Source organism: Shinella sp. S4-D37 (assembly GCF_040812195.1).
Classification (GTDB): Bacteria; Pseudomonadota; Alphaproteobacteria; order Rhizobiales; family Rhizobiaceae; genus Shinella.
In genome coordinates, this window is sequence record NZ_JBFNXL010000001.1 from 176,879 (window position 1) to 198,409 (window position 21,531).

At 64.0% G+C, this 21,531-nt stretch carries 19 protein-coding genes and 3 pseudogenes; 8 read left to right on the forward strand and 14 right to left on the reverse strand.

Translation table 11 applies throughout. The annotated features are described in order from the left end of the window. Nucleotides 1-28: 28 nt before the first annotated feature. The 3 genes from AB3G45_RS00915 to AB3G45_RS00925 are packed head-to-tail and all read right to left on the reverse strand — an operon-like array spanning nucleotide 29 to nucleotide 3,799. A complete protein-coding gene (locus AB3G45_RS00915; protein ID WP_367828785.1) occupies nucleotides 29-1,210 on the reverse strand; it encodes an acetate/propionate family kinase in 1,182 nt (393 codons plus the stop codon). Continuing rightward, nucleotides 1,207-2,607 carry a bifunctional enoyl-CoA hydratase/phosphate acetyltransferase gene (locus tag AB3G45_RS00920; protein WP_367828786.1) on the reverse strand — a complete coding sequence of 467 codons (1,401 nt, stop codon included), beginning with the start codon at nucleotides 2,605-2,607 and terminating at the stop codon, nucleotides 1,207-1,209. The genes AB3G45_RS00915 and AB3G45_RS00920 overlap by 4 nt, the downstream gene beginning before the upstream one ends. A 7-nt stretch (nucleotides 2,608-2,614) precedes the next feature. After that, the gene (locus AB3G45_RS00925; RefSeq protein WP_367828959.1) at nucleotides 2,615-3,799 is read right to left on the reverse strand and encodes a PHA/PHB synthase family protein; all 1,185 of its coding nucleotides are present in this window, start codon (nucleotides 3,797-3,799) and stop codon (nucleotides 2,615-2,617) included. Nucleotides 3,800-4,053: 254 nt separating this feature from the next. On the opposite strand from AB3G45_RS00925, the gene AB3G45_RS00930 reads away from it, so the two are divergent. From AB3G45_RS00930 to AB3G45_RS00940, 3 genes are all read left to right on the forward strand, one after another. Next, a complete protein-coding gene (locus tag AB3G45_RS00930; protein ID WP_367828787.1) occupies nucleotides 4,054-4,380 on the forward strand; it encodes a hypothetical protein in 327 nt (108 codons plus the stop codon). A gap of 74 nt (nucleotides 4,381-4,454) precedes the next feature. Beyond that, complete coding sequence (locus AB3G45_RS00935) at nucleotides 4,455-6,821, forward strand: phosphoketolase (RefSeq protein WP_367828788.1); 2,367 nt, start codon at nucleotides 4,455-4,457, stop codon at nucleotides 6,819-6,821. Between the two features lie 44 nt (nucleotides 6,822-6,865). Then, on the forward strand, nucleotides 6,866-8,224 hold the full coding sequence (locus AB3G45_RS00940) for an MBL fold metallo-hydrolase RNA specificity domain-containing protein (protein WP_367828789.1): 1,359 nt from the start codon (nucleotides 6,866-6,868) through the stop codon (nucleotides 8,222-8,224). A 15-nt stretch (nucleotides 8,225-8,239) separates the two neighbouring features. Here AB3G45_RS00940 and AB3G45_RS00945 read toward each other — a convergent pair whose 3' ends face one another. After that, nucleotides 8,240-8,956 (reverse strand): GNAT family N-acetyltransferase, encoded by a 717-nt coding sequence (locus AB3G45_RS00945; protein ID WP_367828790.1) that lies wholly within the window; start codon nucleotides 8,954-8,956, stop codon nucleotides 8,240-8,242. Nucleotides 8,957-9,413: 457 nt separating this feature from the next. Between AB3G45_RS00945 and AB3G45_RS00950 the strand changes: the two are divergent. The 3 genes and pseudogenes from AB3G45_RS00950 to AB3G45_RS00960 form a co-directional block, all read left to right on the forward strand. Then, a pseudogene (locus AB3G45_RS00950) lies at nucleotides 9,414-9,502 on the forward strand (hypothetical protein); the annotation flags it as partial. Between the two features lie 102 nt (nucleotides 9,503-9,604). Continuing rightward, a complete protein-coding gene (locus AB3G45_RS00955) occupies nucleotides 9,605-10,021 on the forward strand; it encodes an amino acid permease (RefSeq protein ID WP_367828791.1) in 417 nt (138 codons plus the stop codon). Nucleotides 10,022-10,028: 7 nt separating this feature from the next. Next, a pseudogene (locus tag AB3G45_RS00960) lies at nucleotides 10,029-10,334 on the forward strand (ATP-binding cassette domain-containing protein); the annotation flags it as partial. A 193-nt stretch (nucleotides 10,335-10,527) separates the two neighbouring features. Here AB3G45_RS00960 and AB3G45_RS00965 read toward each other — a convergent pair. Next, the gene (locus AB3G45_RS00965; protein WP_367828960.1) at nucleotides 10,528-11,502 is read right to left on the reverse strand and encodes an aldo/keto reductase; all 975 of its coding nucleotides are present in this window, start codon (nucleotides 11,500-11,502) and stop codon (nucleotides 10,528-10,530) included. A 110-nt stretch (nucleotides 11,503-11,612) separates the two neighbouring features. Between AB3G45_RS00965 and AB3G45_RS00970 the strand changes: the two genes are divergently transcribed. Beyond that, nucleotides 11,613-12,521, forward strand: coding sequence for a LysR family transcriptional regulator (locus AB3G45_RS00970; RefSeq protein ID WP_367828792.1), 909 nt, complete (start codon nucleotides 11,613-11,615; stop codon nucleotides 12,519-12,521). Nucleotides 12,522-12,641: 120 nt separating this feature from the next. Here the strand turns inward: AB3G45_RS00970 and AB3G45_RS00975 are convergent, their stop codons facing one another. The 7 genes from AB3G45_RS00975 to AB3G45_RS01005 form a co-directional block, all read right to left on the reverse strand. After that, nucleotides 12,642-13,706, reverse strand: coding sequence for an ABC transporter ATP-binding protein (locus tag AB3G45_RS00975; RefSeq protein ID WP_367828793.1), 1,065 nt, complete (start codon nucleotides 13,704-13,706; stop codon nucleotides 12,642-12,644). Nucleotides 13,707-13,728: 22 nt separating this feature from the next. Beyond that, on the reverse strand, nucleotides 13,729-14,550 hold the full coding sequence (locus AB3G45_RS00980) for a carbohydrate ABC transporter permease (RefSeq protein WP_367828794.1): 822 nt from the start codon (nucleotides 14,548-14,550) through the stop codon (nucleotides 13,729-13,731). Continuing rightward, nucleotides 14,547-15,434 carry a carbohydrate ABC transporter permease gene (locus tag AB3G45_RS00985; RefSeq protein WP_367828795.1) on the reverse strand — a complete coding sequence of 296 codons (888 nt, stop codon included), beginning with the start codon at nucleotides 15,432-15,434 and terminating at the stop codon, nucleotides 14,547-14,549. The genes AB3G45_RS00980 and AB3G45_RS00985 overlap by 4 nt, the downstream gene beginning before the upstream one ends. Nucleotides 15,435-15,523: 89 nt before the next feature. Next, nucleotides 15,524-16,852: an extracellular solute-binding protein gene (locus tag AB3G45_RS00990; RefSeq protein WP_367828796.1), complete on the reverse strand. Its 1,329-nt coding sequence runs from the start codon at nucleotides 16,850-16,852 to the stop codon at nucleotides 15,524-15,526. A 19-nt stretch (nucleotides 16,853-16,871) separates the two neighbouring features. After that, a complete protein-coding gene (locus tag AB3G45_RS00995) occupies nucleotides 16,872-17,726 on the reverse strand; it encodes an ROK family protein (RefSeq protein WP_367828797.1) in 855 nt (284 codons plus the stop codon). Between the two features lie 5 nt (nucleotides 17,727-17,731). Continuing rightward, complete coding sequence (locus tag AB3G45_RS01000; protein ID WP_367828798.1) at nucleotides 17,732-18,418, reverse strand: N-acetylmannosamine-6-phosphate 2-epimerase; 687 nt, start codon at nucleotides 18,416-18,418, stop codon at nucleotides 17,732-17,734. Between the two features lie 71 nt (nucleotides 18,419-18,489). Then, nucleotides 18,490-19,236, reverse strand: a complete 747-nt coding sequence (locus tag AB3G45_RS01005; RefSeq protein ID WP_367828799.1) for a GntR family transcriptional regulator — start codon at nucleotides 19,234-19,236, stop codon at nucleotides 18,490-18,492. A gap of 164 nt (nucleotides 19,237-19,400) precedes the next feature. Between AB3G45_RS01005 and AB3G45_RS01010 the strand changes: the two are divergent. Then, nucleotides 19,401-19,549, forward strand: a pseudogene (locus tag AB3G45_RS01010) (IS630 family transposase); the annotation flags it as partial. A 203-nt stretch (nucleotides 19,550-19,752) separates the two neighbouring features. Here the strand turns inward: AB3G45_RS01010 and AB3G45_RS01015 are convergent. Both AB3G45_RS01015 and AB3G45_RS01020 read right to left on the reverse strand, forming a co-directional pair. Then, nucleotides 19,753-20,100 carry a DUF2200 domain-containing protein gene (locus tag AB3G45_RS01015; RefSeq protein ID WP_367828800.1) on the reverse strand — a complete coding sequence of 116 codons (348 nt, stop codon included), beginning with the start codon at nucleotides 20,098-20,100 and terminating at the stop codon, nucleotides 19,753-19,755. 347 nt (nucleotides 20,101-20,447) lie between these two features. Next, nucleotides 20,448-21,383, reverse strand: a complete 936-nt coding sequence (locus tag AB3G45_RS01020; protein WP_367828801.1) for an IS110 family transposase — start codon at nucleotides 21,381-21,383, stop codon at nucleotides 20,448-20,450. Nucleotides 21,384-21,531: the final 148 nt, after the last annotated feature.

Genomic DNA, 21,531 nt, shown 5'->3' on the forward strand with positions numbered 1-21,531 from the left:
TTGGCACAGCGAGGCTGCGGGGGTCACGTCACACGGTGGTGCCTCCCAGGATCGAGAGGGTCTCATCGGCGATCACCTGTTCCTCGTCGGTCGGGATGACGAAGGCGGCCGTGCGGCCTTCCGGCTTGCTGACAAGGGTCGCGTTCGCCGCATTGGCGGCGGGATCGAGGTCGAGGCCGAGCCAGCCCAGCCGATCGCAGACGCCGGCCCTCACCGCCGGCTGGTTTTCGCCGACGCCCGCCGTGAAGACGACGGCGTCCAGGCCGCCGAGAGTCGCCGCCAGCCGTGCGACCTCCCCGGCAATGCGCAAGGTGAAGAGGCCGATCGCCTCCTTTGCTCCCGGCGCATCGCTGGCCAGAAGGTCGCGGCTGTCGGCGCTGATGCCGGAGACCCCGAGGAGCCCGGATTTGTGATAGAGGAGGTCTTCCACCTCGTGCAGCGCCAGCTTCTCCTCTCCGAGGAGATGCAGCAGGACGCCGGGGTCGAGCGCGCCGCAGCGCGTCGCCATCGGAATGCCGTCGAGGGTCGAAAAACCCATGCTTGTGTCGCGGCTGATACCCTTGTGGAGGCCGCACAGGCTCGCGCCGCTGCCGAGATGGGCGACCACCACCCTGCCGCCGGCCCTTTCCGGCGCGAGACGGGCAAGTTCGCCGGCGATGTATTTGTAGGAGAGGCCGTGGAAGCCATACCGCTTGATGCCGCGGTCGTAGAGGTCACGCGGGATGGCGAAGCGGCGCACCAGCGCGTCGTTCGTCCGGTGGAAGGCGGTATCGAAGGAGGCGATCTGCGGCAGGCCCGGCAGCACGCTGCCGACGGCGCGTATGAGCCGCAGGCCCTGCGGCTGGTGGAGCGGGGCGAGGGCCGTCAGCGCCTCGATGGCCGCGATGCTTTCTCTGTCGAGGCGAACAGGCCCGGCGAATCGGTCGCCGCCATGCACGACGCGGTGCCCGACGGCCGCGATCTCGTCGAGATCGAAGTGGCGGCCGAGGACGGCGAAGGTCTCCGACAGGATGCCGCTCAGGTCCGCATCGGGCCGGGCGTCCAGCGGGGCCTCGATCCGCTGCTTCCCCTCGCTCACCCGCAAGGTCAGCGGATCGTGGCGGAAGTCGATCACGCCGCGGGCGATCCGGGCGGGACCGCCTGCGCGAAGCGTAAACAGGCCGATCTTCACGGTGGAAGAGCCGGCATTGAAGGCCAGCAGGGTCTTCATGCGGGCAATCCCTCCACGGGATGGGGCGCGGCGACGATCTTGGCGAGCGCCGCCGAGGCGATGCGGGCCGAGAGCGGATCGGCACGGCTGGTCAGCACGATGGGCACCCGCGCGCCGAGCACGAGGCCGGCCGCCGTCGCGCCGGCGAAGTAGATGAGCTGCTTGGCCAGCATGTTGCCGGCTTCGAGATCCGGCACGAGCAGGATGTCGGCCTTGCCGGCGACGGGGGAGACGATGCCCTTGGTGCGGGCGGCGTCCACGCTGATGGCGTTGTCGAAGGCGAGGGGCCCGTCGACGCTCGCGCCGGTGATCTGCCCGCGCGCCGCCATCACGGACAGCGCCGCGGCGTCGAGCGTCGCCGGCATCTTGGGGTTCACGGTCTCCACGGCGGCAAGCACCGCCACCTTCGGCTTCTCCAGGCCGAGCCGGTGCAGGAGATCGATCGCGTTCTGGCAGATGTCGCGCTTGTGCTCCAGCGTCGGCTGGATGTTGATCGCCGCGTCGGTGACGATGAGCGGCTTGTCGTAGGCCGGGATGTCCATGGCGTAGACGTGGCTGATGCGTCGTTCGGTGCGAAGGCCCGAGCCGGGCGCGACGATGGCGCCGAGCAACTCGTCTGTATGAAGGCTGCCCTTGACCAGCACCGAAACGTTGCCCGCGACGGCAAGCTCGACGGCCCGGTCGGCCGCGGCGTGGCTGTGCGCGACGGGAACGATCTCGATCCCATCGAGCGAGACCTGCGCGGCCTCGGCGGCGGCGCGGATCTTGCCCTCCGGCCCGACGAGGATCGGATCAAGGAGGCCCGCCTCGCGCGCTTCCAACGCGCCGGCGATGGCCGCGGCCGAGCAGGGATGCACGATGGCGGCGCGGATCGCCGGAAGGTCGCGCGCGCGCTTCACGAAGGCCTCGTAGCGATCGTGCCGTCGGAGCGACACGTCCGGAAGCCGCGTGCGCGGCCACTCGATGCTGCGCTCCGGCGCGATCACCGTCGCCGTTCCCTTCAACACGACCTCGCCCTCGCGGTTGGTGCAGACGGTGTCGAGCAGGACGACGTGCCTTTGCGGTCGCTTCTCCTTGACCGTGACGGTGGCGGTGATCGTGTCGCCGGGGGCGACGGGCTTGAGGAAATGGAGCTCCTGGCCGAGATAGATCGTGCCCGGCCCCGGCAGCCGCGTGCCGAGCACGGCGGAGATGAGGGCGGCCGTCCACATGCCATGCGCGACGACATGGCCGAAGAGGCCGGTCTTCGCGAACGCGGCGTCGAGATGGGCCGGGTTCTGGTCGCCGGAGACGGCGGCGAAGAGGTCGATGTCGTCATGGCCGACCAACCGCACGATCGAGTCGGTATCGCCGGGCTGAAGCTCGTCGAAAGTCCTGTTGCGGAGGACGTCATCCATCAGTTCTTCACCTTTGCAAAACGTAGCTGCCGGGCGCGTCGGCAACCGGCCTGTATCCGGCGTGGCGCGCGCCCATGGCCGGCGGGCCGATTCGTTCGGGCGCCGAATGGGCGGAAAGCCAGTCCGTCCAGGCCTCCCACCGCCGGCGCGGGCGACCCGGCTCGGTGAAATCCGTCTGGGCGGCCAGCAGGGTCAGGCTCGCCAGCCGGTCGTCGCCGCGATGCGCCATGTCGGCGGCCGCGATGGACAGCAGCGTTCCACCAAGGCAGTAGCCCGCGGCATGGACGCCGCGGCCGGGGACCACGGCATTGACCGCGTCGAGCGCCGCCATAACGCCGAGCCGGCGGTAATCGTCCATCGTCAGATCCCGGTCGGCCGCCGTCGGGTTGCGCCAGGAGATGCAGAAGACGGCGTGGCCCTTCTCCACGAGATAGCGCACGAGCGAATTGTGCGGCGACAGATCGAGGATGTAATACTTCATGATCCAGGCCGGCACGATCAGGACCGGCTCGGCCTGCACGGTCCCGCTTGCCGGCGCGTACTGGATCAACTCGATCAGATGGTTGCGGTAGATCACCTTGCCCGGCGTGGCCGCGACGTCCCGGCCGACGACGAAGTCCTCCGTGCCGACCGGTGGCTGTCCGGTGACGAGGCGGCCCATATCCTCGATCCAGTTGCGCACGCCGTCGAGCATGTTCAGGCCGCCGGACCGGATCGTCTTCTCAAGCACTTGCGGGTTGGCAAAGGGCATGTTGGAAGGCGAGAAGACGTCGAGGGCCTGGCGGGCGGCGAAGGACACGACGTCCTGGTGATGCGGCGCGACGCCGGGCACCTCGTTGGTGGCATTGTGCCACCATTGCTGCTGGAGCAGAAAGGCCTGCGCCCAGATGCTGAACGGCGGCTTTTTCCAGCGCGGGTCGGAGAAGCGGTAGTCGCCCGCAAGGGGATCGATGCAGGACGGCGCATCCGGATCGGCCGCGACCGCCGCGAGATGGCAAAGCAGGCGGATGGCCTTGCGGTTCGCCTTGTCAATGAGTTCCAGCCGCTTTCCGGGAGCCGAGGCGAGATGGATCGACCAGTCCATGAGGGCGAGCGCGAAGGCGGCGGGCGACAGGCCCGCGCTGAACTGCCCGGCGAAGGCCTCCCGCATGCGATCGACCGTCCGGAAGGCTTTACTTCCCAACTCTTCCATGCGCGGGACGGGCGGCAGGCCTGCCGCATGACGGAATGGCGATGTCTCGCTTTTCGGGCTGTACATCGATGTCTCCTTCGGCAGGCGGAGGCACTGCGGGAAGCAATCGCATTCGCATCACGACCTCGTGGCCGGATGGCGGATCGAGCGCCACCTTATACAGGACAGTCTCCATCTCCGTTGACGCAGATCAAGTTTCATCGTGCGAAATCGCCTAGAATGAGACCAGATCGAAACGGAAAAGGGAGTTCGTCATGTCCCAAGGCAATGCGACGGATGCGGAGCGAATTGCGGCGGCCTTTTCCCCCATGGCTGCCGATCCGCTTCTCTTGGCGCCCTTCGAGATCGGAATGGCGATGTATCGTCACTGGCTGGGCGCGACCTCGCGCCTGTTCCAGTACCACTGCGCCCATCTGCAGGATCTTGCCGAATGCGGCAATCCCTTCGACATGCTGGTCTACCAGGCCGAATTCGCCGAGAAATCCGTCGCGACGAGCCTCGATGAGCTGCGCCGGGGCGTCGATACGATCACCGACACGGCGCGCGAGCACCTCGCCGCCGGCAGGGGGCTGCCGCAATAACATCTACGCTTTTTCGGAGCAAACCGGGCGGCGCGGGCGTTGAAGCCTTCGACCAGTCGACAGGGAGAGAGTGCATGGCGAACGATCCCGACACCGAGAGCCTCGCGCTGATCGACCGCTACTGGCGGGCGGCCAACTATCTTTCCGTCGGCCAGATCTACCTGATGGACAATCCGCTGCTGCGCGAGCCTTTGAAGGCGGAGCATGTGAAGCCGCGCCTTCTCGGCCACTGGGGCACGACGCCGGGCCTCAACTTCATCTATGCCCATCTCAACCGCATCATCCGGGCGCGCGACGCCGATGTCCTCTATATCTGCGGCCCCGGCCACGGCGGGCCGGGCATGGTGGCCAATACCTATCTGGAAGGCACCTATTCGCAGGTCTATCCCGAGATCGGCGAGGATGAGGCGGGGCTGAAGGCGCTGTTCCGGCAGTTCTCCTTCCCCGGCGGCATTCCGAGCCACGCGGCCCCCGAAACGCCCGGCTCCATCCATGAGGGCGGCGAACTCGGCTATGCGCTGGTGCATGCCTATGGCGCGGCCTTCGACAATCCGGGCCTCGTCGTCGCCTGCGTGGTGGGGGATGGCGAGGCCGAGACCGGCCCGCTCGCCGCCGCCTGGCATTCCAACAAGTTCCTCAGCCCCGTCAGCGACGGCACGGTGCTGCCGATCCTCCATCTCAACGGCTACAAGATCGCCAACCCGACCGTGCTGGCGCGCCTGCCGGACGAGGAGCTGGCCCATCTCTTCACCGGCTACGGCTACGACCCGATCTTCGTGGAGGGGCATGAGCCGCAGGCGATGCACAGGGCCATGGCGGCCGCGCTCGACGCCGCCTTCGACCGCATCGCGGCCATCCGCGCCGCGGTGAAGGACGAGCCCGCCCGCCGGCCGCGCTGGCCGATGATCGTGCTGCGCAGCCCCAAGGGCTGGACGGGGCCGAAGGAGGTGGACGGCAAGATGGTGGAAAACCATTGGCGCTCCCATCAGGTGCCCGTCTCCGAGTGCCGCACCAACGCCGCCCACCGCGACATCCTCGAAGCCTGGATGCGCAGCTACGATCCCGAAGACCTCTTCGATGCGGATGGCCGCCTGAAGCCGGAGCTGCGGGCGCTGGCACCCACGGGCGCGCGCCGCATGGGCGCCAGTCCGCACGCCAATGGCGGTATCCTTCGCAAGGAGCTGCGCACGCCCGACGTCGCTGCCTATGCGGTTGCTGTGGAGCGGCCCGGCGCGGCCGAGGCGCAGGCGACGAAGGCGCTTGGCGACTACCTGCGAGACGTGATCCGGTTGAACGCGGCGGAGCGCAACTTCCGCGTCTTCGGGCCGGACGAGACGGCCTCGAACCGGCTTGCCAGCGTCTTCGAGGCGACGGATCGCGTGTGGATGGCCGAGACGCTGCCGACGGACGATCATCTTTCGCCGGACGGCCGCGTCATGGAAGTCCTGAGCGAGCATCTGTGCCAGGGCTGGCTGGAGGGCTATCTCCTCACCGGTCGCCACGGCTTCTTCTCCTGCTACGAGGCTTTCATCCACATCGTCGATTCGATGTTCAACCAGCATGCCAAGTGGCTGAAGGTGGCGCGTGAGCTACCCTGGCGAAAGCCGGTCTCCTCGCTCAACTACCTGCTGACCTCCCATGTCTGGCGACAGGACCACAACGGCTTCTCGTACCAGGACCCGGGCTTCATCGATCTCGTCGCCAACAAGGGATCGGACATCGTGCGCGTCTACCTGCCCCCGGACGCCAACACGCTGCTGTGGGTGGGCGATCATTGCCTGAAGACGTGGAACCGCATCAACGTCATCGTCGCCGGCAAGCAACCGGCGCCGCAATGGCTGACGATGGACGAGGCGGCCTCCCATTGCGAGGCCGGACTTGGCATCTGGGACTGGGCGGGCACGGAGGAGGGGCTTGGCCCGGACATCGTGATGGCCTGCGCGGGCGACGTACCCACCCTGGAAACCCTCGCCGCCGTCGATCTTCTACGCCGGGCGCTGCCGCACTTGCGCATCCGCGTCGTCAACGTGGTGGACCTGATGGCGCTGCAATCGCCGCAGCATCACCCGCACGGCGTTTCGGACGAGGAGTTCGACCGGGTCTTTACCCGTGACCGGCCGGTCGTCTTCGCCCATCACGGCTACCCCTATCTCATCCATCGACTGATCTACAAACGCACCAACCATCCGAATTTCCACGTCAGGGGCTTCGTCGAGGAGGGCACCACGACCACGCCTTTCGATATGACGGTGATGAACAAGCTCGACCGCTACCACCTCGCCATCGAGGCGATCGAACGCTTGCAGGCCCTTGGCGAGAGGAAACCGGACCTCGTCGCCGCGCTGAAGGCAAAGCTCGCCGCGCATCATGCCTATGTGCGCGAGCACGGCGAGGACATGCCCGAGATCCGCGACTGGAAATGGCCCTATGCGCGGCAATAGGCCGATCCGTGGGGAGGCAGCCTGCACCCTGTGAGGGAGAAACCATGCTGTCACTGAAATCGCTCGGCGGCGCCGGAACCGTTACCGGCTCGAAGCATCTGCTCACCCTCGGGGGACATCGCATCCTGATCGATTGCGGTCTTTTCCAGGGGCTGAAGAATCTGCGTGACCTCAACTGGACGCCTTTGCCGGTCTCGCCCCGCGATCTCGACGCGGTGATCCTGACGCATGCGCATCTCGATCATTGCGGATATCTGCCGCGCCTGGTGCGCGAGGGCTACCGTGGCAAGATCTATGCGACACCCGCTACCCGCGATGTCGCCGAGCTGATCCTCATGGACAGCGGCCATTTGCAGGAAAAGGACGCGGAATTCCTCAACCGGCACACGCTGTCGCGCCACCAGCCGGCTCTTCCCCTCTACACCGTCCATGACGCACAGAACGCCGTGGAGCACTTCTCGACCGTTGAATTCGACCAGACCGTGCGGCTTTCCAATGGAGCATGGTTCCGGTTCCACCGCGCGGGTCATATTCTCGGTGCGGCATGGGTGGAGTTGGCCTGGGGTGGGCAGAGGATCGTCTTTTCCGGCGATATCGGCCGCTACGGCGATCCGCTGATGCCGGACCCGGCCCGGCCGGTCGAGGCGGACTATGTCGTGATCGAATCCACCTACGGCAACCGCATTCACGACAAGACCGACCCCGAAGACGCCCTGAGGGCGGTCGTGGAGCGCACGATCAAGCGTGGCGGGACGCTCGTCGTCCCGGCCTTCGCTGTCGGGCGCGCGCAGGAACTGCTCTATTATTTCTGGAAGCTGAAACAGGCAGGGGGGCTTGGAGACGTTCCCGTGTTCCTCGACAGCCCCATGGCCATCGATGCGACCGGGCTCATGGGCCGGCATCCCGGGGATCACCGGCTCGACCTCGAAAGCTGCCAGACGGTGTTCGGCATCGCGCGCTACACCGACGACGTCGAGGCCTCGAAGGCGATCAGTTCGAGCCGCGTTCCGAAGATCGTCATTTCCGCATCCGGCATGGCGACGGGCGGCCGTGTCCTGCACCATCTGAAAGCCTTCGCGCCCGATCCGCGCAATACGATCCTGCTTGCCGGCTTCCAGGCCGCCGGCACGCGGGGGCGCTCGCTGCAGGACGGCGCGAAGGAACTGAAGATCCATGGCGTCTGGATTCCGGTCAATGCGGAGGTGGCCCATCTCGATATGCTCTCGGCCCACGCCGATGCCGATGAACTGATGCGTTGGCTTTCGGGCTGCCCGCGTCCGCCGAGCAAGGTCTTCATCGTGCATGGGGAACCCGAAGCCTCGGAAGCCTTGCGTGTGCGTATAGGGCGCGAGCTAGGTTGGGAGAGCGTCGTGCCGCGTCTCGACCAGGAATTCTCGCTGTAAGCCCGACACCCGGGCTCAGGCAAAGCGAAGATCCTTGCGGATGAGGATAAGCGTCGGATCGTCGGGGTAGGGGACGGCGACGAAACCCTGTTCCCGTTCGAGTTCGATGGCCTCATGGTTTTCCCGGCTTTCCAGCGATTCCAGAGTGCTAACGTCGCGACTTTGCGCATAATGGGCTGCGTGGCGCAGCATCTCCCAGCCGACACCCTTGTGCCTGTCGTCGGCGCGTACGGAGATCGCCACCTCGTCCTTCGTCATCGATGGGTCGCAAGCCACCATCGCCGCCGCGACAATCGCGTCGCTGCCGCCGGCGAAGGCGAGGAAGTGCTCGGTCGCGACATGATCGACCTTCGTCATGGCAAGCAGGCGTTCGTCGCTCACCTCCCGGACGCCACCAAGGAATCGGAAGCGCAGGTCTTCCGGCGTCACGTGCCGGAAGAATTCCGAGAGCAGCGGCTCGTCCTGCGGCTTCACCATGCGCACATGGAGCATGAGCCCCGTATGGGTCATGAGGGCGGTGCTCAGATCGTCGTCCGTCGCCCCGGCCGGGATCGCCCGCACGGCGTCGGTCTCGATGATCACCTTGAGCGCCTTCGTGTCGGCCGCGTGGGAGAAGGTCTCGTAGGCATCGACGATCCGGTCGAGGCCGAAACGGTGTGTGATCAGCTTCTTCGGATCGATCTTGCCCGCCTGCACGATCTTCAGGAGCATCGGGGTCGAGGCGGTATCCACCAGTCGTATCGTGATGGCGATATTCTGCGACCACAGCTTTTCCAGATGAAGGTCGGCCTTGACCTCGTGTACGCCGATATTGGCGATGACCCCGCCAGGTGCGACGATTTCCTGGCATAGTTCGAAGCTAACGGGCAGTCCGACCGCCTCGATCGCGGTGTAGAATGAGCCTCTTCCTCGCGACAGGCTTTGACGCCCGTCAACGACCCGCCCAGCGGCGAGAAATTTCAGGCCTCAGCGGTGCTTTGACGCCGGTCAAAGCAACCTGCGGGTTGGAGGCGCAGTCTTAGCTATGTTTTCGAACTCCGGGAGACCAGCCATGACTGCCGCAGATGTTCATTCCACGTCCACCACCGCTGCCTCGGTGGCAAAGCAAACCAAGCTGCATCCGGGCGCGCTGACCGCGCTCGTCATCGGTTCCATGGTGGGATCGGGCGTCTTCAGCTTGCCGCAGAACATGGCGGCAGGAGCCGGTCCGCTCGCCATCATGATCGGCTGGGCGATAACCGGCGTGGGCATGCTGGCATTGGTTTTCGTCTACCGGTCGCTGGCGACGCGAAAGCCGGACCTCGATGCCGGTCCCTACTCCTATGCAAAGGCTGGCTTCTTGCCGCGGAGGTCCCGCACGTCGCCGGCCGGGACGGCACCATGCCGAAGTTCTTCGGACACGAGAACGCGCGAGGCGTGCCGTCCACCTCGCTTCTCATCACCAATCTGCTGGTGCAGGCGTTCCTCGTCATCACGCTGTTCGCGCAAAGCACCTATCAGGCGCTGTTCACCATCGCGTCCGCCGCTATCCTGGCGCCCTACATCTTCTCCGGAGCCTACGCGGCCCGGCCTTCTGGCGACGGTCTACGGCCTCTGGCTCGTCTATGCGGCCGGCCTTTCTTACCTTTTCATGTGCGCCATCCTCTATGCGCCTGGCATGTTTTCTTCATCTGGGCACGGCGCGAGACCGGCCAACGTATCTTCCACCCGGTGGAAGCGGTCCTGGCCGCCGCTCTGGTCGCGGTGGGATTCTACGCCGCCTACGCCATGTGGACCGGCGCCGTCAGCGCCCTTTGAACCGCTCGGGCGGCAGGAACGGGAGCGCCGCATCGCCGAGCTTCTGGACAGCACGGGGCTCGCGCCCTTCGCCGACCGGCCTGTTGCCAACCTTTCCGGTGGCATGAAGCAGAAGCTCGGTCTGCGCTGCGCCCTGATCCATGACCCGGACCTCCTGATCCTCGACGAGCCGACGACCGGCGTCGATCCGCTCGCCCGCCGGCAGTTCTGGCAACTGATCGAACGGATTCGCGCGAGTCGCGATGGCATAAGCGTGATCATCGCCACCGCCTATATGGAGAAGGCGGCGCGCTTCCACTGGCTGGTCGCCTTGTCAGCGATACGCCGGCGGCAATCGTCGCCAGCCGCTCCACTGACACGCTTGAAGCCGCCTTCGTCGGCTATCTGGAAGAGGTGGCATTGACCGAAGAGACCGCCGCTTCGGTTCCGGAGCCGGAAACGCCGAAGGCACAAGGCGAGACCTCGCGGCCCCGATCCCGCTTTTTCGACGTCCGCCGCATGTTCGCCTAGGCGGCGGTCTTCTGGCTGGCCTTGTCGAGCCGCGCTATCTGGTCCGGGGTCAACGACCAGTCGATGGCGCCCAGGTTCTGACGTAGCTGCTCTTCGTTGCGGGCGCCGATGATAACGCTGGAGACCGTCGGGCGCTGTAGTAGCCAGTTGATAGCGATCTGCGGGATCGTCTTGCCGGTCTCCTCGACCAACTCGTCGAGCACATCGACGATTTCAAAAAGCTTCTCGTCATCGACCGGCGGGCCGAACGAGGCCGTATCATGCAGGCGGCTTCCGTCCGGCCAGGGTTGGCCCCGTCTGATCTTGCCGGTGAGGCGTCCCCAGCCGAGCGGGCTCCAGATGAGCGCACCAACGCCTTGGTCGAGCCCAAGCGGCATCAATTCCCATTCATAGTCGCGCCCAACCAGCGAATAGTAGACCTGATGAGCAACGTAGCGAGGATAGCCGCCTTTCTCCGCCACTGCCAGTGACTTCATCAGTTGCCAGCCGGCGAAATTGGAAACGCCGACATACCGGATTTTTCCACCGCTGACCAAAGTGTCGAGTGTCGACAACACCTCTTCGATGGGCGTGAACGCATCGAAGGCGTGCAGTTGCATCAGGTCTATGTAGTCGGTACCCAACCGGCGCAACGCATCGTCCACTCCCTTGATCAGGCGCGAACGCGAGGACCCGGCATCGTTCGGGCCGTCGCCCATGGGCAACGCCATTTTGGTGGAGATCAGAACGTCGCTGCGCCGTCCGTTGATCGCCGCGCCTAGCACCTCTTCGGAGGCGCCGTCCGAATAGACGTCCGCCGTGTCGAAAAGATTGACGCCCGCCTCGACGCAGATGTCGACAAGCCGGCGCGCCTCGGCGTCGTTGCTGTTGCCCCACGCGCTGAAAAGCGGCCCCTTGCCACCGAACGTCCCGGCGCCGAAAGACAGCGCGGGAACCTTCAACCCGGACGATCCAAGCCGTCTGTATTCCATCATACGAACTCCTCTTTGCGAGCATGCCCTCATTGGCGAATGGAAGGTGGTGTCTTGAGGATTTGATAGATAGACCATCTGCAGGAACATCATTTGTGAGCTGAAGTCACATGGCGCGACAACATATCAATCGCTCCGGCGAAATGGCCGTCTTCGTCAGGGCTGTCGAACTCGGCGGCTTCTCAGCAGCTGCTCGCGAATGCGGCATGACGCCATCGGCGGTGAGCAAGCTGGTACAGAGGCTTGAAGAAAGGCTTGGCGTTCGGCTGATCAACCGTTCGACGCGACAATTACAGTTGACGCCTGAGGGATGCGCATTTCACGAGCGCGCGGCCAGCATCCTCGCCGATATCGATGATGCGGAGAGGCAGGCCTCAGCCGGCGACACCCCTTCCGGTCGCGTTCGCCTCAATGCCAGCGCATCCTTTGCTACGCATGTCCTGATGCCGCTTCTGCCGGACCTTCTGAGGTCGCTTCCGGAACTCGCCGTTGACATTATCCAGACCGATGCCGTCGTCGACCTGATGGCCGAACGCGTCGATATCGCGATCCGCGCTGGTACGCTGAAGTCATCGACGCTGGTCGCGCGCAAGCTCGGCAGTACGTCGATGACGATCGTCGGCGCGCCGTCCTATCTCGAATGCAGAGGCAAGCCGGAAAGCTTGGACGACCTCAGAACGCACAACCGCCTGAGCCTGAACTATGTAAGGGCCGTGGATGGGTGGCCGGTGCTGGAGAACGGTCTGACAATCCAGTTGCCGCCAAGTGAAAAGGTGCGTGTAAGCGACGGGGAGGGATTGCGCCGGCTGGCGCTAGCAGGTGTCGGATTGGCGCGGATGGCGACGTTCACGGTCCGGGGCGACATTGATACCGGCCGGCTGGTGCCAGTAGTTGAACACCTCAACCCGGGAGACCGCGAGACCTTCCACGCGGTGTTTCAGGGCCAGGGCGGTGCGCTTCCGTCCCGGGTGAGGGTGATGCTTGACTTTCTGGCGGCGCGGGCGCGACTTTCCGACTGAGGCGGATGCTCAACTGAGCCAAACAAAAGATCAGCGGTTCTGATCCCTACAAGACCTGAAGGCAGCTTTGGACTATAGTTGCAGAACGACGGATGTCGTGGCCCGATTGCTCCTGCAAGACTAGCCTGCCCGCCTCGCCAGGCTCAATCCGTCGGCGCCGAAGAGGGAGGCGCGGGTGGGGTCGATCGCGATACCGACCGTCTCGCCGATGCGCACCGGCGTATCGGCGACGGCGCTGACATTGACAAGCCCGAGCCGGTCGTTCCGCACGAAGACGCTGGTGCTTCCGCCAAGATATTCGGCAACTTCCACCGTGCCACAGCAATGGCCGACTTCGGGTGAAACGAGCCGGAGATCTTCGGGGCGTGCACCGAGTTGGGCCGGAACACCGGTAAATGCAAGATCGATCCGACCTTCGCCGGAGAGGTCGAGCACTCCATCGCCAGCTGGTGTGCAGTCGAGCACGTTCATCTTGGGGCTGCCGATGAACTGGGCAACGAAGAGGTTTGCGGGCCGCTCGTAAAGCTCGTGCGGACTGCCGTGCTGCATGATGCGTCCGTCCTTGAGGACGACGATACGGTCAGCGAGCGTCATCGCCTCCACCTGATCGTGGGTGACGTAGATCATCGTGGCGCCCAGCGAGCGGTGCAGTCTTGCAATCTCCAGCCGCATATCGACGCGGAGCGCCGCATCGAGATTGGACAGCGGCTCGTCGAACAGGAAGGCGGTGGGCTGGCGCACGATGGCGCGGCCAATGGCAACCCGTTGGCGCTGGCCGCCCGAGAGCTGCCTTGGATACCGGTCGAGAAGGGGCGTCAGTTTCAGCGCTTCGGCGGCGTCATCCACTTTGGCTTTGATGGTGGTCGCGGGCAATTTGGCGAGCTTGAGACCGAACCCCATGTTCTGGCGCACGGTCATGTGTGGATAGAGGGCGTAGGACTGGAACACCATGGCCAGTTCCCGCTCGACCGGCGGGGCCTTGGTAACGTCCCGTCCATCGATCACAATCCTGCCGGACGTTGTTTCCTCGATGCCGGCGATCATCCGTAGCAGCGTGGACTTGCCGCATCCCGACGGCCCGACAATGACGACGAACTCTCCGTCGGCGATGGCAAGGTCGAGATCGCGCATGATCTCGACGCCCCCATACCGCTTCCCGGCCTTTTCCAGCGCTATGGTACCCATTTGAATCTCCGAGGATTTGGTTTCAGCCTTTGACCGCACCGGCCGTCATGGAGCCGCTGATCTGGCGGTACATGAGAAGGCCGAGCAGCATGGGCGGCAGCGCCCCCACGACCATCACGGCCGAGGCGACGCCCCATTGGACGCCGCCGCCGCTCGCGGCAAAGAAGAACGAGGCGCCGACGGTGATCGGCACGGCCTTGGACGTCGTCAGCATCAGGCCGAAGAGGAACTCGTTCCAGGCGGTGATGAAGCCGAAGATCACGCCGGTGACGATGGCCGGGCGGCAGAGCGGGGCGATGACCCGCGCGAGGATCTGCGTGCGCGTCGCCCCGTCCATGAGCGCGGCCTCGTCCAGTTCGGCCGGCAGGTCGCGGATGGCGTTGACGAGGATGACGAGGGCGAGCGGCAGGTTGACGATAGTGAGGATCAGGCCGAGGCCGAGCCGCGTATCGAGCAGCGAGAGCCACTGGAACATCATGTAGAGCGGAATGGCGAAGATGACGAGTGGAACGGCGCGCAGGTTGACGATGAGTGGCAGAAGCGTGCGTTCGCCGACTTTGCCGCGTGCAATCGCATAGGCGGCGGGCAGGGCGAGGGCCACCGCAAGCAGCGTTCCCAGTGCGGCGACGGCGAAACTGTTGACGAGATAAAGGAAGATGTTCAGCCGGTCGGAGACGGTGAAAACCGTCGCATAGTTTTCGAGGGTCGGTGCCTCGACCCACAGGCCCGGATTGGCGGTAAGCTCGCGCGGGCTCTTCAAGGAGGTGGAGAGGGTGACGAGGATGGGGAAATTCATAACGAACGCCGCGAGGGTGAAGACGATCCAGCGTAGGATATTGATCATCGGGCGGCTCCCTTGCGGCGTGCGGCAATCGTGTTGAGACCGTAGAGAACGGCGAACGACGCGAGGAACAGAATGACGGAGGCGGCGACCGCCTTGCCGATCGCACCCTGCTTGAAGAAGGCCTCATAAATGTAAATGGACAGGGAAGCGGTCGAGCCGCCGGGGCCGCTGCCAGTCAACACGTAAACATTGTCGAAGACACGGAAGCCGTCGATAAAACGGATGAGCAGGGCGACCACGATTGTCGGTGCCATGAGTGGCAGCTCGATATACCAGAGCCGATGGCGATAGCGCGCGCCGTCCATCGCGGAAGCCTCGATGATTTCGCGGGGGATCGCCTGGTAGGCCATGTAGAACAGCAGGAAGGCAAAGGGCGTCCACTGCAATGTCTCGACGACTATCAGCGTCCAGAAGGCGGAGCTTGGGCCGAGGAAGGAAAAGCTCGCGCCGAACCAGGCCCAGAGATAATAGGGCACGGGGCCGGCGAATTCGTGCAGCACGAGGCGGTACATCAGGCCGACCAGCGCCGGGGCCACCATCAGCGGCAGCATCAGGATCGCCATCAGCCAGCTACGCCGCTCGATGAGCGGTGCGAGGAAAATGGCGAGGAACAGGCCGAGCAGGCATTCCAGCCCGGCCGTCAGAAGGCCGAAACGCAGGGAAAACCAGCTCGCCTGCCAGAAGGCGGCATCGTTCCAAACCGCTGCGAAATTGCCGAAACCGGTGATCTCAGGATTGCGCAGGGTCTCGAAGCTGACCTCCGACACCGAATAAATCACGTTGACCATCGCCGGAAAGCCGAGGAACACGAGCAGGAACACCACCAGTGGAACCGTCAACATGCGGAATTCGGAAACGGGGCTGCGGTGCGTCTCAGTTGTCATGGGTCGATCCTGGTTCGGCATTCCAAGGGAGCCGCGGCGGCGCGCCGGGCAAAGCCGGTGGCGACGAAGAGCCGCCACCGGCGCGGTGCTTACTTGAGCAGTTCGCTCATGCCTTTTTCAGTGTTCTTCAGCGTGTCGTCGAGCGACTGCTGCCCCGACCAGTAGCCCGTGAACTCCTTGGCCTGAAGCTCATAGACCGAGAGCGCCTTGGCCGAGGTGCCGCCGCTCATGACATAACCGTACTTTCCGGCGAACTCGCCGAGCTTGACGAGGTCGGGACGCTCGGCCGCAACTTCCTTCACGACTTCGGGTGTCAGCGCTGGTGCGCCGCTGTTCCGGGCGTAGACGAGCGCTGCCTCTTTCGAGGACAGCCACTTGATAAAGGCCTTGGCGCCGTCCTCGTTCTCCGCGTTCTTGTTGAGGCCGAAGCCGAGGCCGTGGATGTGGGTGAAGCGGCCCTCGGGGCCGGTCGGCGGGGCGATTGCTTCCGTAACCTCGCCGACGGCCGGCGATTTCTCCTTGGACATCAGCTCCGATGCGGCCGCGTTCCACTGCATCATCGCGGCGACCTGGCCCGATGCAAAGGCGGCATTCGCCTCCGCATATTCGTAGGACAGCGAGTCGCGCGGTGTCGCACCGGCGTCGTAGAGCAACTTGTAGGTCTCAAGGCCCTTGCGATAGGCCTCGGAATCGATTGTGACCTTGCCGCTGTCGTCCATCCAATTGCCGCCATAGGCGCGTGGCAGCGACTGGAACACCATCATGTTGAAGAGGAGGTTCTTTAGCTGAAGCACGGTGCCGTAGCGGGTGGGGCTATCGGGGTTCACGGCTTGGGTGAAATAGAGCGCAGTCGCGGCGTAGTCGTCCCACATCCACGCGTCCGGGGCCTTGGGTTCAAGCTTCTTACCGAGGTGCTTTTCCGAAATTTCGGCGAACTTGGCCTTGGCCGCATCGTCTTTAAGAAGCGCTTCGATCAGGTCCTTGCGGTAGTACATGAAGTGCAGCGACAGGTCGGTTGGCACACCGAACTGCTTGCCCTCGTACTGCATGGTGGTGAGGACCTGCTCTCCATAGACGGACTTCGCCTCGTCAGACAGCTCGACCGGCTCCATGAAAGGCGCATAGCGGCCTATGGAGTAGGTGGCGAGCAAGTTGACGTCGAAAGCGGTGGAGCCGGCGGCAAGGTCGGCCTGCAGCTTGTCCCAGAAACCATCACGGTTGAAGAACAAGAGTTCGACTTTGTTGTCGGCGCTGACGTCCGCCTTGGCGTTGTAGGTGTCGGCGGCGGCGCGCAGAGCGGCCTCTTCCGGGCCTCCCGGCCAGCCGAGCACGGTCACTTCGGCGAAGGCGGGGCCGGCCAGCAGGCTTGCGATCGCGGCGACGAGCAGGCCGCCCTTGTTCATTCTGGCAAAAGTCATGTTCTGGTTCTCCCTCAGGTTAATTCTGACGTCTTGCGAGATCCGCAATCCCCACCACACCGGCCCTCTCGGCGAGCGCGGCGGCGTGGAGCTGCGGGGTGAGCCGCGGCGACAGGCCTCCCAGGGCCTGACGGACGGATTCGAGATAGCCGGGCGCCAGACCAATGCCGCCGCCGATGACAATGCGGGCCGGATCGAGCGCAAGCTGGATGTTGCCGCACAGAAGCGCCGTCTGACGGGCCGAGGCCGCGATGATGGCGTCTGCCCAGTCGTGGCCGGCGGCTGCCGCTTCGAAGACGTCGCGCGCAGTGGCGCCTGGCCGGTGCGGTGCCGCCTCTGCGGCAATCCAGTGGCCGGAAACCTTGTCCTCCAGTGTGCGGCCCACGTCGCCAAGACTGCGGAACTGACCGAAATGGCCGGCAAGGCCGCCGAGCAGGCGCCCATTGACGACGATGCCGCCGCCGATTCCGGTCGAGACGGTGAGGAAGACGAGATCGTGCAGTTGGCCGGCGCCGAAGGCATACTCACCCCAGGCGGCGGCCTGGGCGTCGTTGGCAGCCAATACCTGGTCGATACCGGAAAGCGCCGCGACCGTCGCGATGAGGGGGAAGCGGTCCGGGATATCGAGGGTCCGACGGTTGAGCGGCGACCAGCAGCCGTCATCGATGATGCCGGTGACGGCGACGCCGACCCTTTGGTAGCGTCCCTTCCAGCCCGCAATCGCGGCAAAGAGCGCTGCAAGCCAGGTTTCTGGGTCGCCGTTGCGCGGGGTTGCCATGGTGTGGGTGTCGAGCACAGCGTCCCCTTGTACCAGCGCCGCGAGCATCTTCGTGCCGCCGATATCGAGAGCGAGGATGGTGTCGGGGAGGCTCATACTCGTCAGGCTCCCGATCCGGCAATGGCCGCGTCGAGCGCCGAGCGGAACCAGGACGTGACATATTCCGGCCGCGTGATGGCGGAGCCGACGACGACCATGGAGGCTCCGGCAATCAGAGCCTGCTGGGCTTGCGCGGGGGTTCGGATGTTGCCCTCCGCGACGACATGCGGCGTCAGATGGCGCATGGCGGCAACGAGGTCGAAGTCGGGCTCGGTGGGCTCGACGGAGCCGGTATAGCCGGCAAGCGTGGAGCCAACGACATCGGCTCCTTCGGAAAGCGCCTGTTCGGCATCCGCAAGGATCGAGCAATCGGCCATGGCGATGCGGCTGTGGGCGTGGATGCGCTCTATGAGCGTGCGGGTTGAAACGGGGCGAGGGCGCTGCGTTGCGTCATAGGCGATGATATCCGCGCCGGCCTTGGCGAGTGCGTCGACATCCGCGATCCAGGGCGTGATGCGCACCATGCTGTCGTCGAGGTCGCGCTTGACGAGGCCGATGATCGGCCTGTCCGTCGCGGCGCGCACCGCGGCGACGTAGTCGGCCGATTCGATGCGCAGCGCCGTGGCGCCGCCGTCCAAGGCCGCCAACGCGAAGCCCACGACCATATCGGCGCTGTCCATCGCCCCGCCCTTCACAGGCTGGCAGGATACGATCAGACCCTTGTCGAGAGTTTTGAAGTCAAGCGGCACGCGGCTATCTCCTGTCAACAGGCAGGATGGTAGCAAAAGAATACCAGATAGCAACAGGAGTTAAACTGGTATTATCGCATCAATTCGATGACGAAGTCGTAGACATCCCCGCGATATTTGGTCTGCGTGAACTCGACGATCTGCCCGTCGGCGAGGAAACAGCGGCGCTCCATAATGAGCAGCGACGCATCGTCGGGAGCGGCGAGGAGGCGCCGCTCCTCCTCGGTGCCGGGCTTTGCCTGCATGCGCTGCAGTGCCCTCACCGGCAGTGCGCCGGTGGTTTCGAGGTACTCGTAGAGCGAGTCTCCGATGGCCTGCGGCTCGGGTATGAAACGGGCAGGCAGGGTGGCCATTTCGATGGCGATCGGCACACCGTCAGCGGTACGCAGGCGGCGCAGCCGCACGACCTTTTCGCTGCCGGAAATGCCCAGCGCCATCATTTCGGCTGGAGAAGGTCTTGATATGTCGCGCGAAATCCAGGTGCAGCCGGGTTCCAGCCCGCGCGAACGCATGTCCTCGGAAAAGCTGGTCATGGTGGCCAGAGACTTTTCCAGCCGGGAAGAAACCACCGTTTTTGCACCATGGCGGCGGTCGAGGAACCCGTCCGAGACGAGACCGTCGATGGCCTTGCGCACGGTTACGCGAGAAAGGTTGAGCTCCAGGCTCAACACCCGCTCACTCGGTATGACCCCGCCACGCTTGATATACGCAGCAGTGACCGCCTGCTTCAAGGCATTCTCCAGCTGCCTATAGAGCGGTTCGCTGCTGGTTGTGGACAGCTCCTCTGCGAGGAAGTCGAGGATTGGTCGGTCAGTCATGGAAAGCGCGCCCCCTGAGGCGATTCCTCATCAAAAATATTATTTTGATGTTAAACTGGTATTGGCTTTTTACAATGAATTTTGCCCGCGGAACGCAATCTGACTGCACAATTTGCCACGCTGGTCCGACGTGGTGGTTGTATCGGGACTTTCAGACAAGAGGAAACCCGATCAAGATGGCCTTCGCCAAGCTCAAGGCACGCCTGCGAGCCCGTGCAATCCGCACCATCGACGGCCTCTGGAAGGGCATCGGTTCTTCTCAGCAACCGAGTGCCAAAACTACTTCAAAGCCGCAGGATACGGACCCATATGAACGCACGACGCTATAGGGCGCAGCTCTTGCTTATATTCGGGGCATCCGGATGGCGCCGGCTTCAATCAGGCCCGTAACACCACAGCGGCGGATGGACCCGCCCATCGAACTGTGTCCGAGGGACTCTATAAGATGGGAGAAGTCGCCCATATGACAAAGGGATGTTGTTTGCTGCCAAATTGTTCCGCGCGTCAGCCTAGCTTTCACGCAGAATCCCAGCCCATCGCCTTCCCTTTGGCCAGCTCGTCAACGAGTTTGTCCAGATAGCGAATCTCCCGCACGGCCGGCTCTTCGATTTCCTCGGTACGGACGCCGCTGATGACCCCGGTGATCGAGGCCCTCGATGGGTTGAGGCGAGGGGCTACGGCAAAGAACCTTTCGAAATCCGTTTGCGTGTCGAGGCTCGTTTGCAAGGCCTCCTGATCGTAGCCGGTCAGCCAGCATATGATCTGATCGACCTCGGCTTTCGTGCGCCCCTTCTTTTCGGCCTTTGCGACATAGTGCGGGTAAACGCTCGCAAAGCTGGTCGTATATATCCGGTGCCTGGCCATCGGCTCTCCTCCGTTTTCAGGCCGCATTACACCGTCTAGCGAGCAGCCTTTCCAGCGCTATATTGACAGGGCCTGGAACTGCTCCGGGATCTTCTAGGTAGGGGATCTGTAATTTGCAGAGCTTGGCGGTGTTTCCCTTGAGGGTTTGAAGGATCTGTCCGCCCTGATGGCTGCAAGCGATCGTGCTGTATCGGGTTTCACAAGGCCGAACGTTGCATTGACTCAAAGCGGGCTTTCTGGCCCATCCGGTAACCTTCGCAGATTGCTCGTCCCTGCGTTCCCTCTCGGGACACCGCCCTCGGATCAGCTTTCCGGCTTCACCGCTGGCAATCAGATTCCATCTCACCTCATGCTTCGAACAAAGTGCCATCGCGCAGCATGGCGTGCATGATGACGGCAAGACGGTGAGCAAGCGCCACGCGTGCCTTTCTTAAACCGCGCCGCTTCGCGATCTTCATGGCCCCCCCCTTGAGGGCGAAGCTGCCGCGGCTGCGCGTCAGGATTGAGTTAGCCGCTTCGTAGAGTAGTTTTCGCACCATGCTGTCGCCTTGCTTGGTGATGCGACCTGTCCAATCGATCTCTCCGGATTGGTGACGTCTGGGGACAAGGCCGAAGTAGGCGCCGGCGGTGCGAGATTGTCGGAAGCGGCCAACTTCATCGATTGCCGCGGCAAAAGCAGCAGCTGTTTGAACGCCGACACCGGGGATGCTCATGAGTTGCCTGCAGGATTGAGATCGGTGGGAGAACTCACGCAGCACCAGATCCATTTCCTTGATCTGCTTCATCAGCCCAGTTTTCACGGCAAGCAGCGCGATGATGCTCTGGCCGAGGCCGGGGATGTTGGCGGCCTCCATGACGTGGTCGATAAAAGCCTTGCCCTGACCGGGATCGGGCTTGAAGCCGAAGGTCGCGCACAGGCCGCCGATCATGTTGTCGAGCCGCACCCAGGATTCGACCAGGGGGTTGCGGGTCGTGATGACGCTCCGCACGCCATGGGCGGCGGGGGGGGGGGTGACATACACCTCCTTGTAGAAGCCGGTCCTGGCCAATTGCGCCAGACCGGCTGCGCCATGAGGATCGGTCTTGTTCGCCTTCAATGCTTTCAGACTCTGATGCGTCTGCCGTGATTCTTTTACGAAAACACCTGACTCTTTTGCTTGCGCATTTATCGTATAAACATGAGAAAATAGATCATGAATTATTTGACACGAACCTGGCATGAAGGGCAATGATGCGCTGAACCGGACTATTGCCATGCCACCCGGCAAGACACGAAAAGCCACGTACACTCCAGACCAGATCCGTCGCCTATTAGCCCCAAAGGGCGTCGCGCTAGAGATCTCGGGCAATGGCCGCGATGCCGTCATCCAGGGGACGTTTCGGCGCGAAGTTCCACGATCCGGCTTGTCGGTACACATTACGATGCGGTGG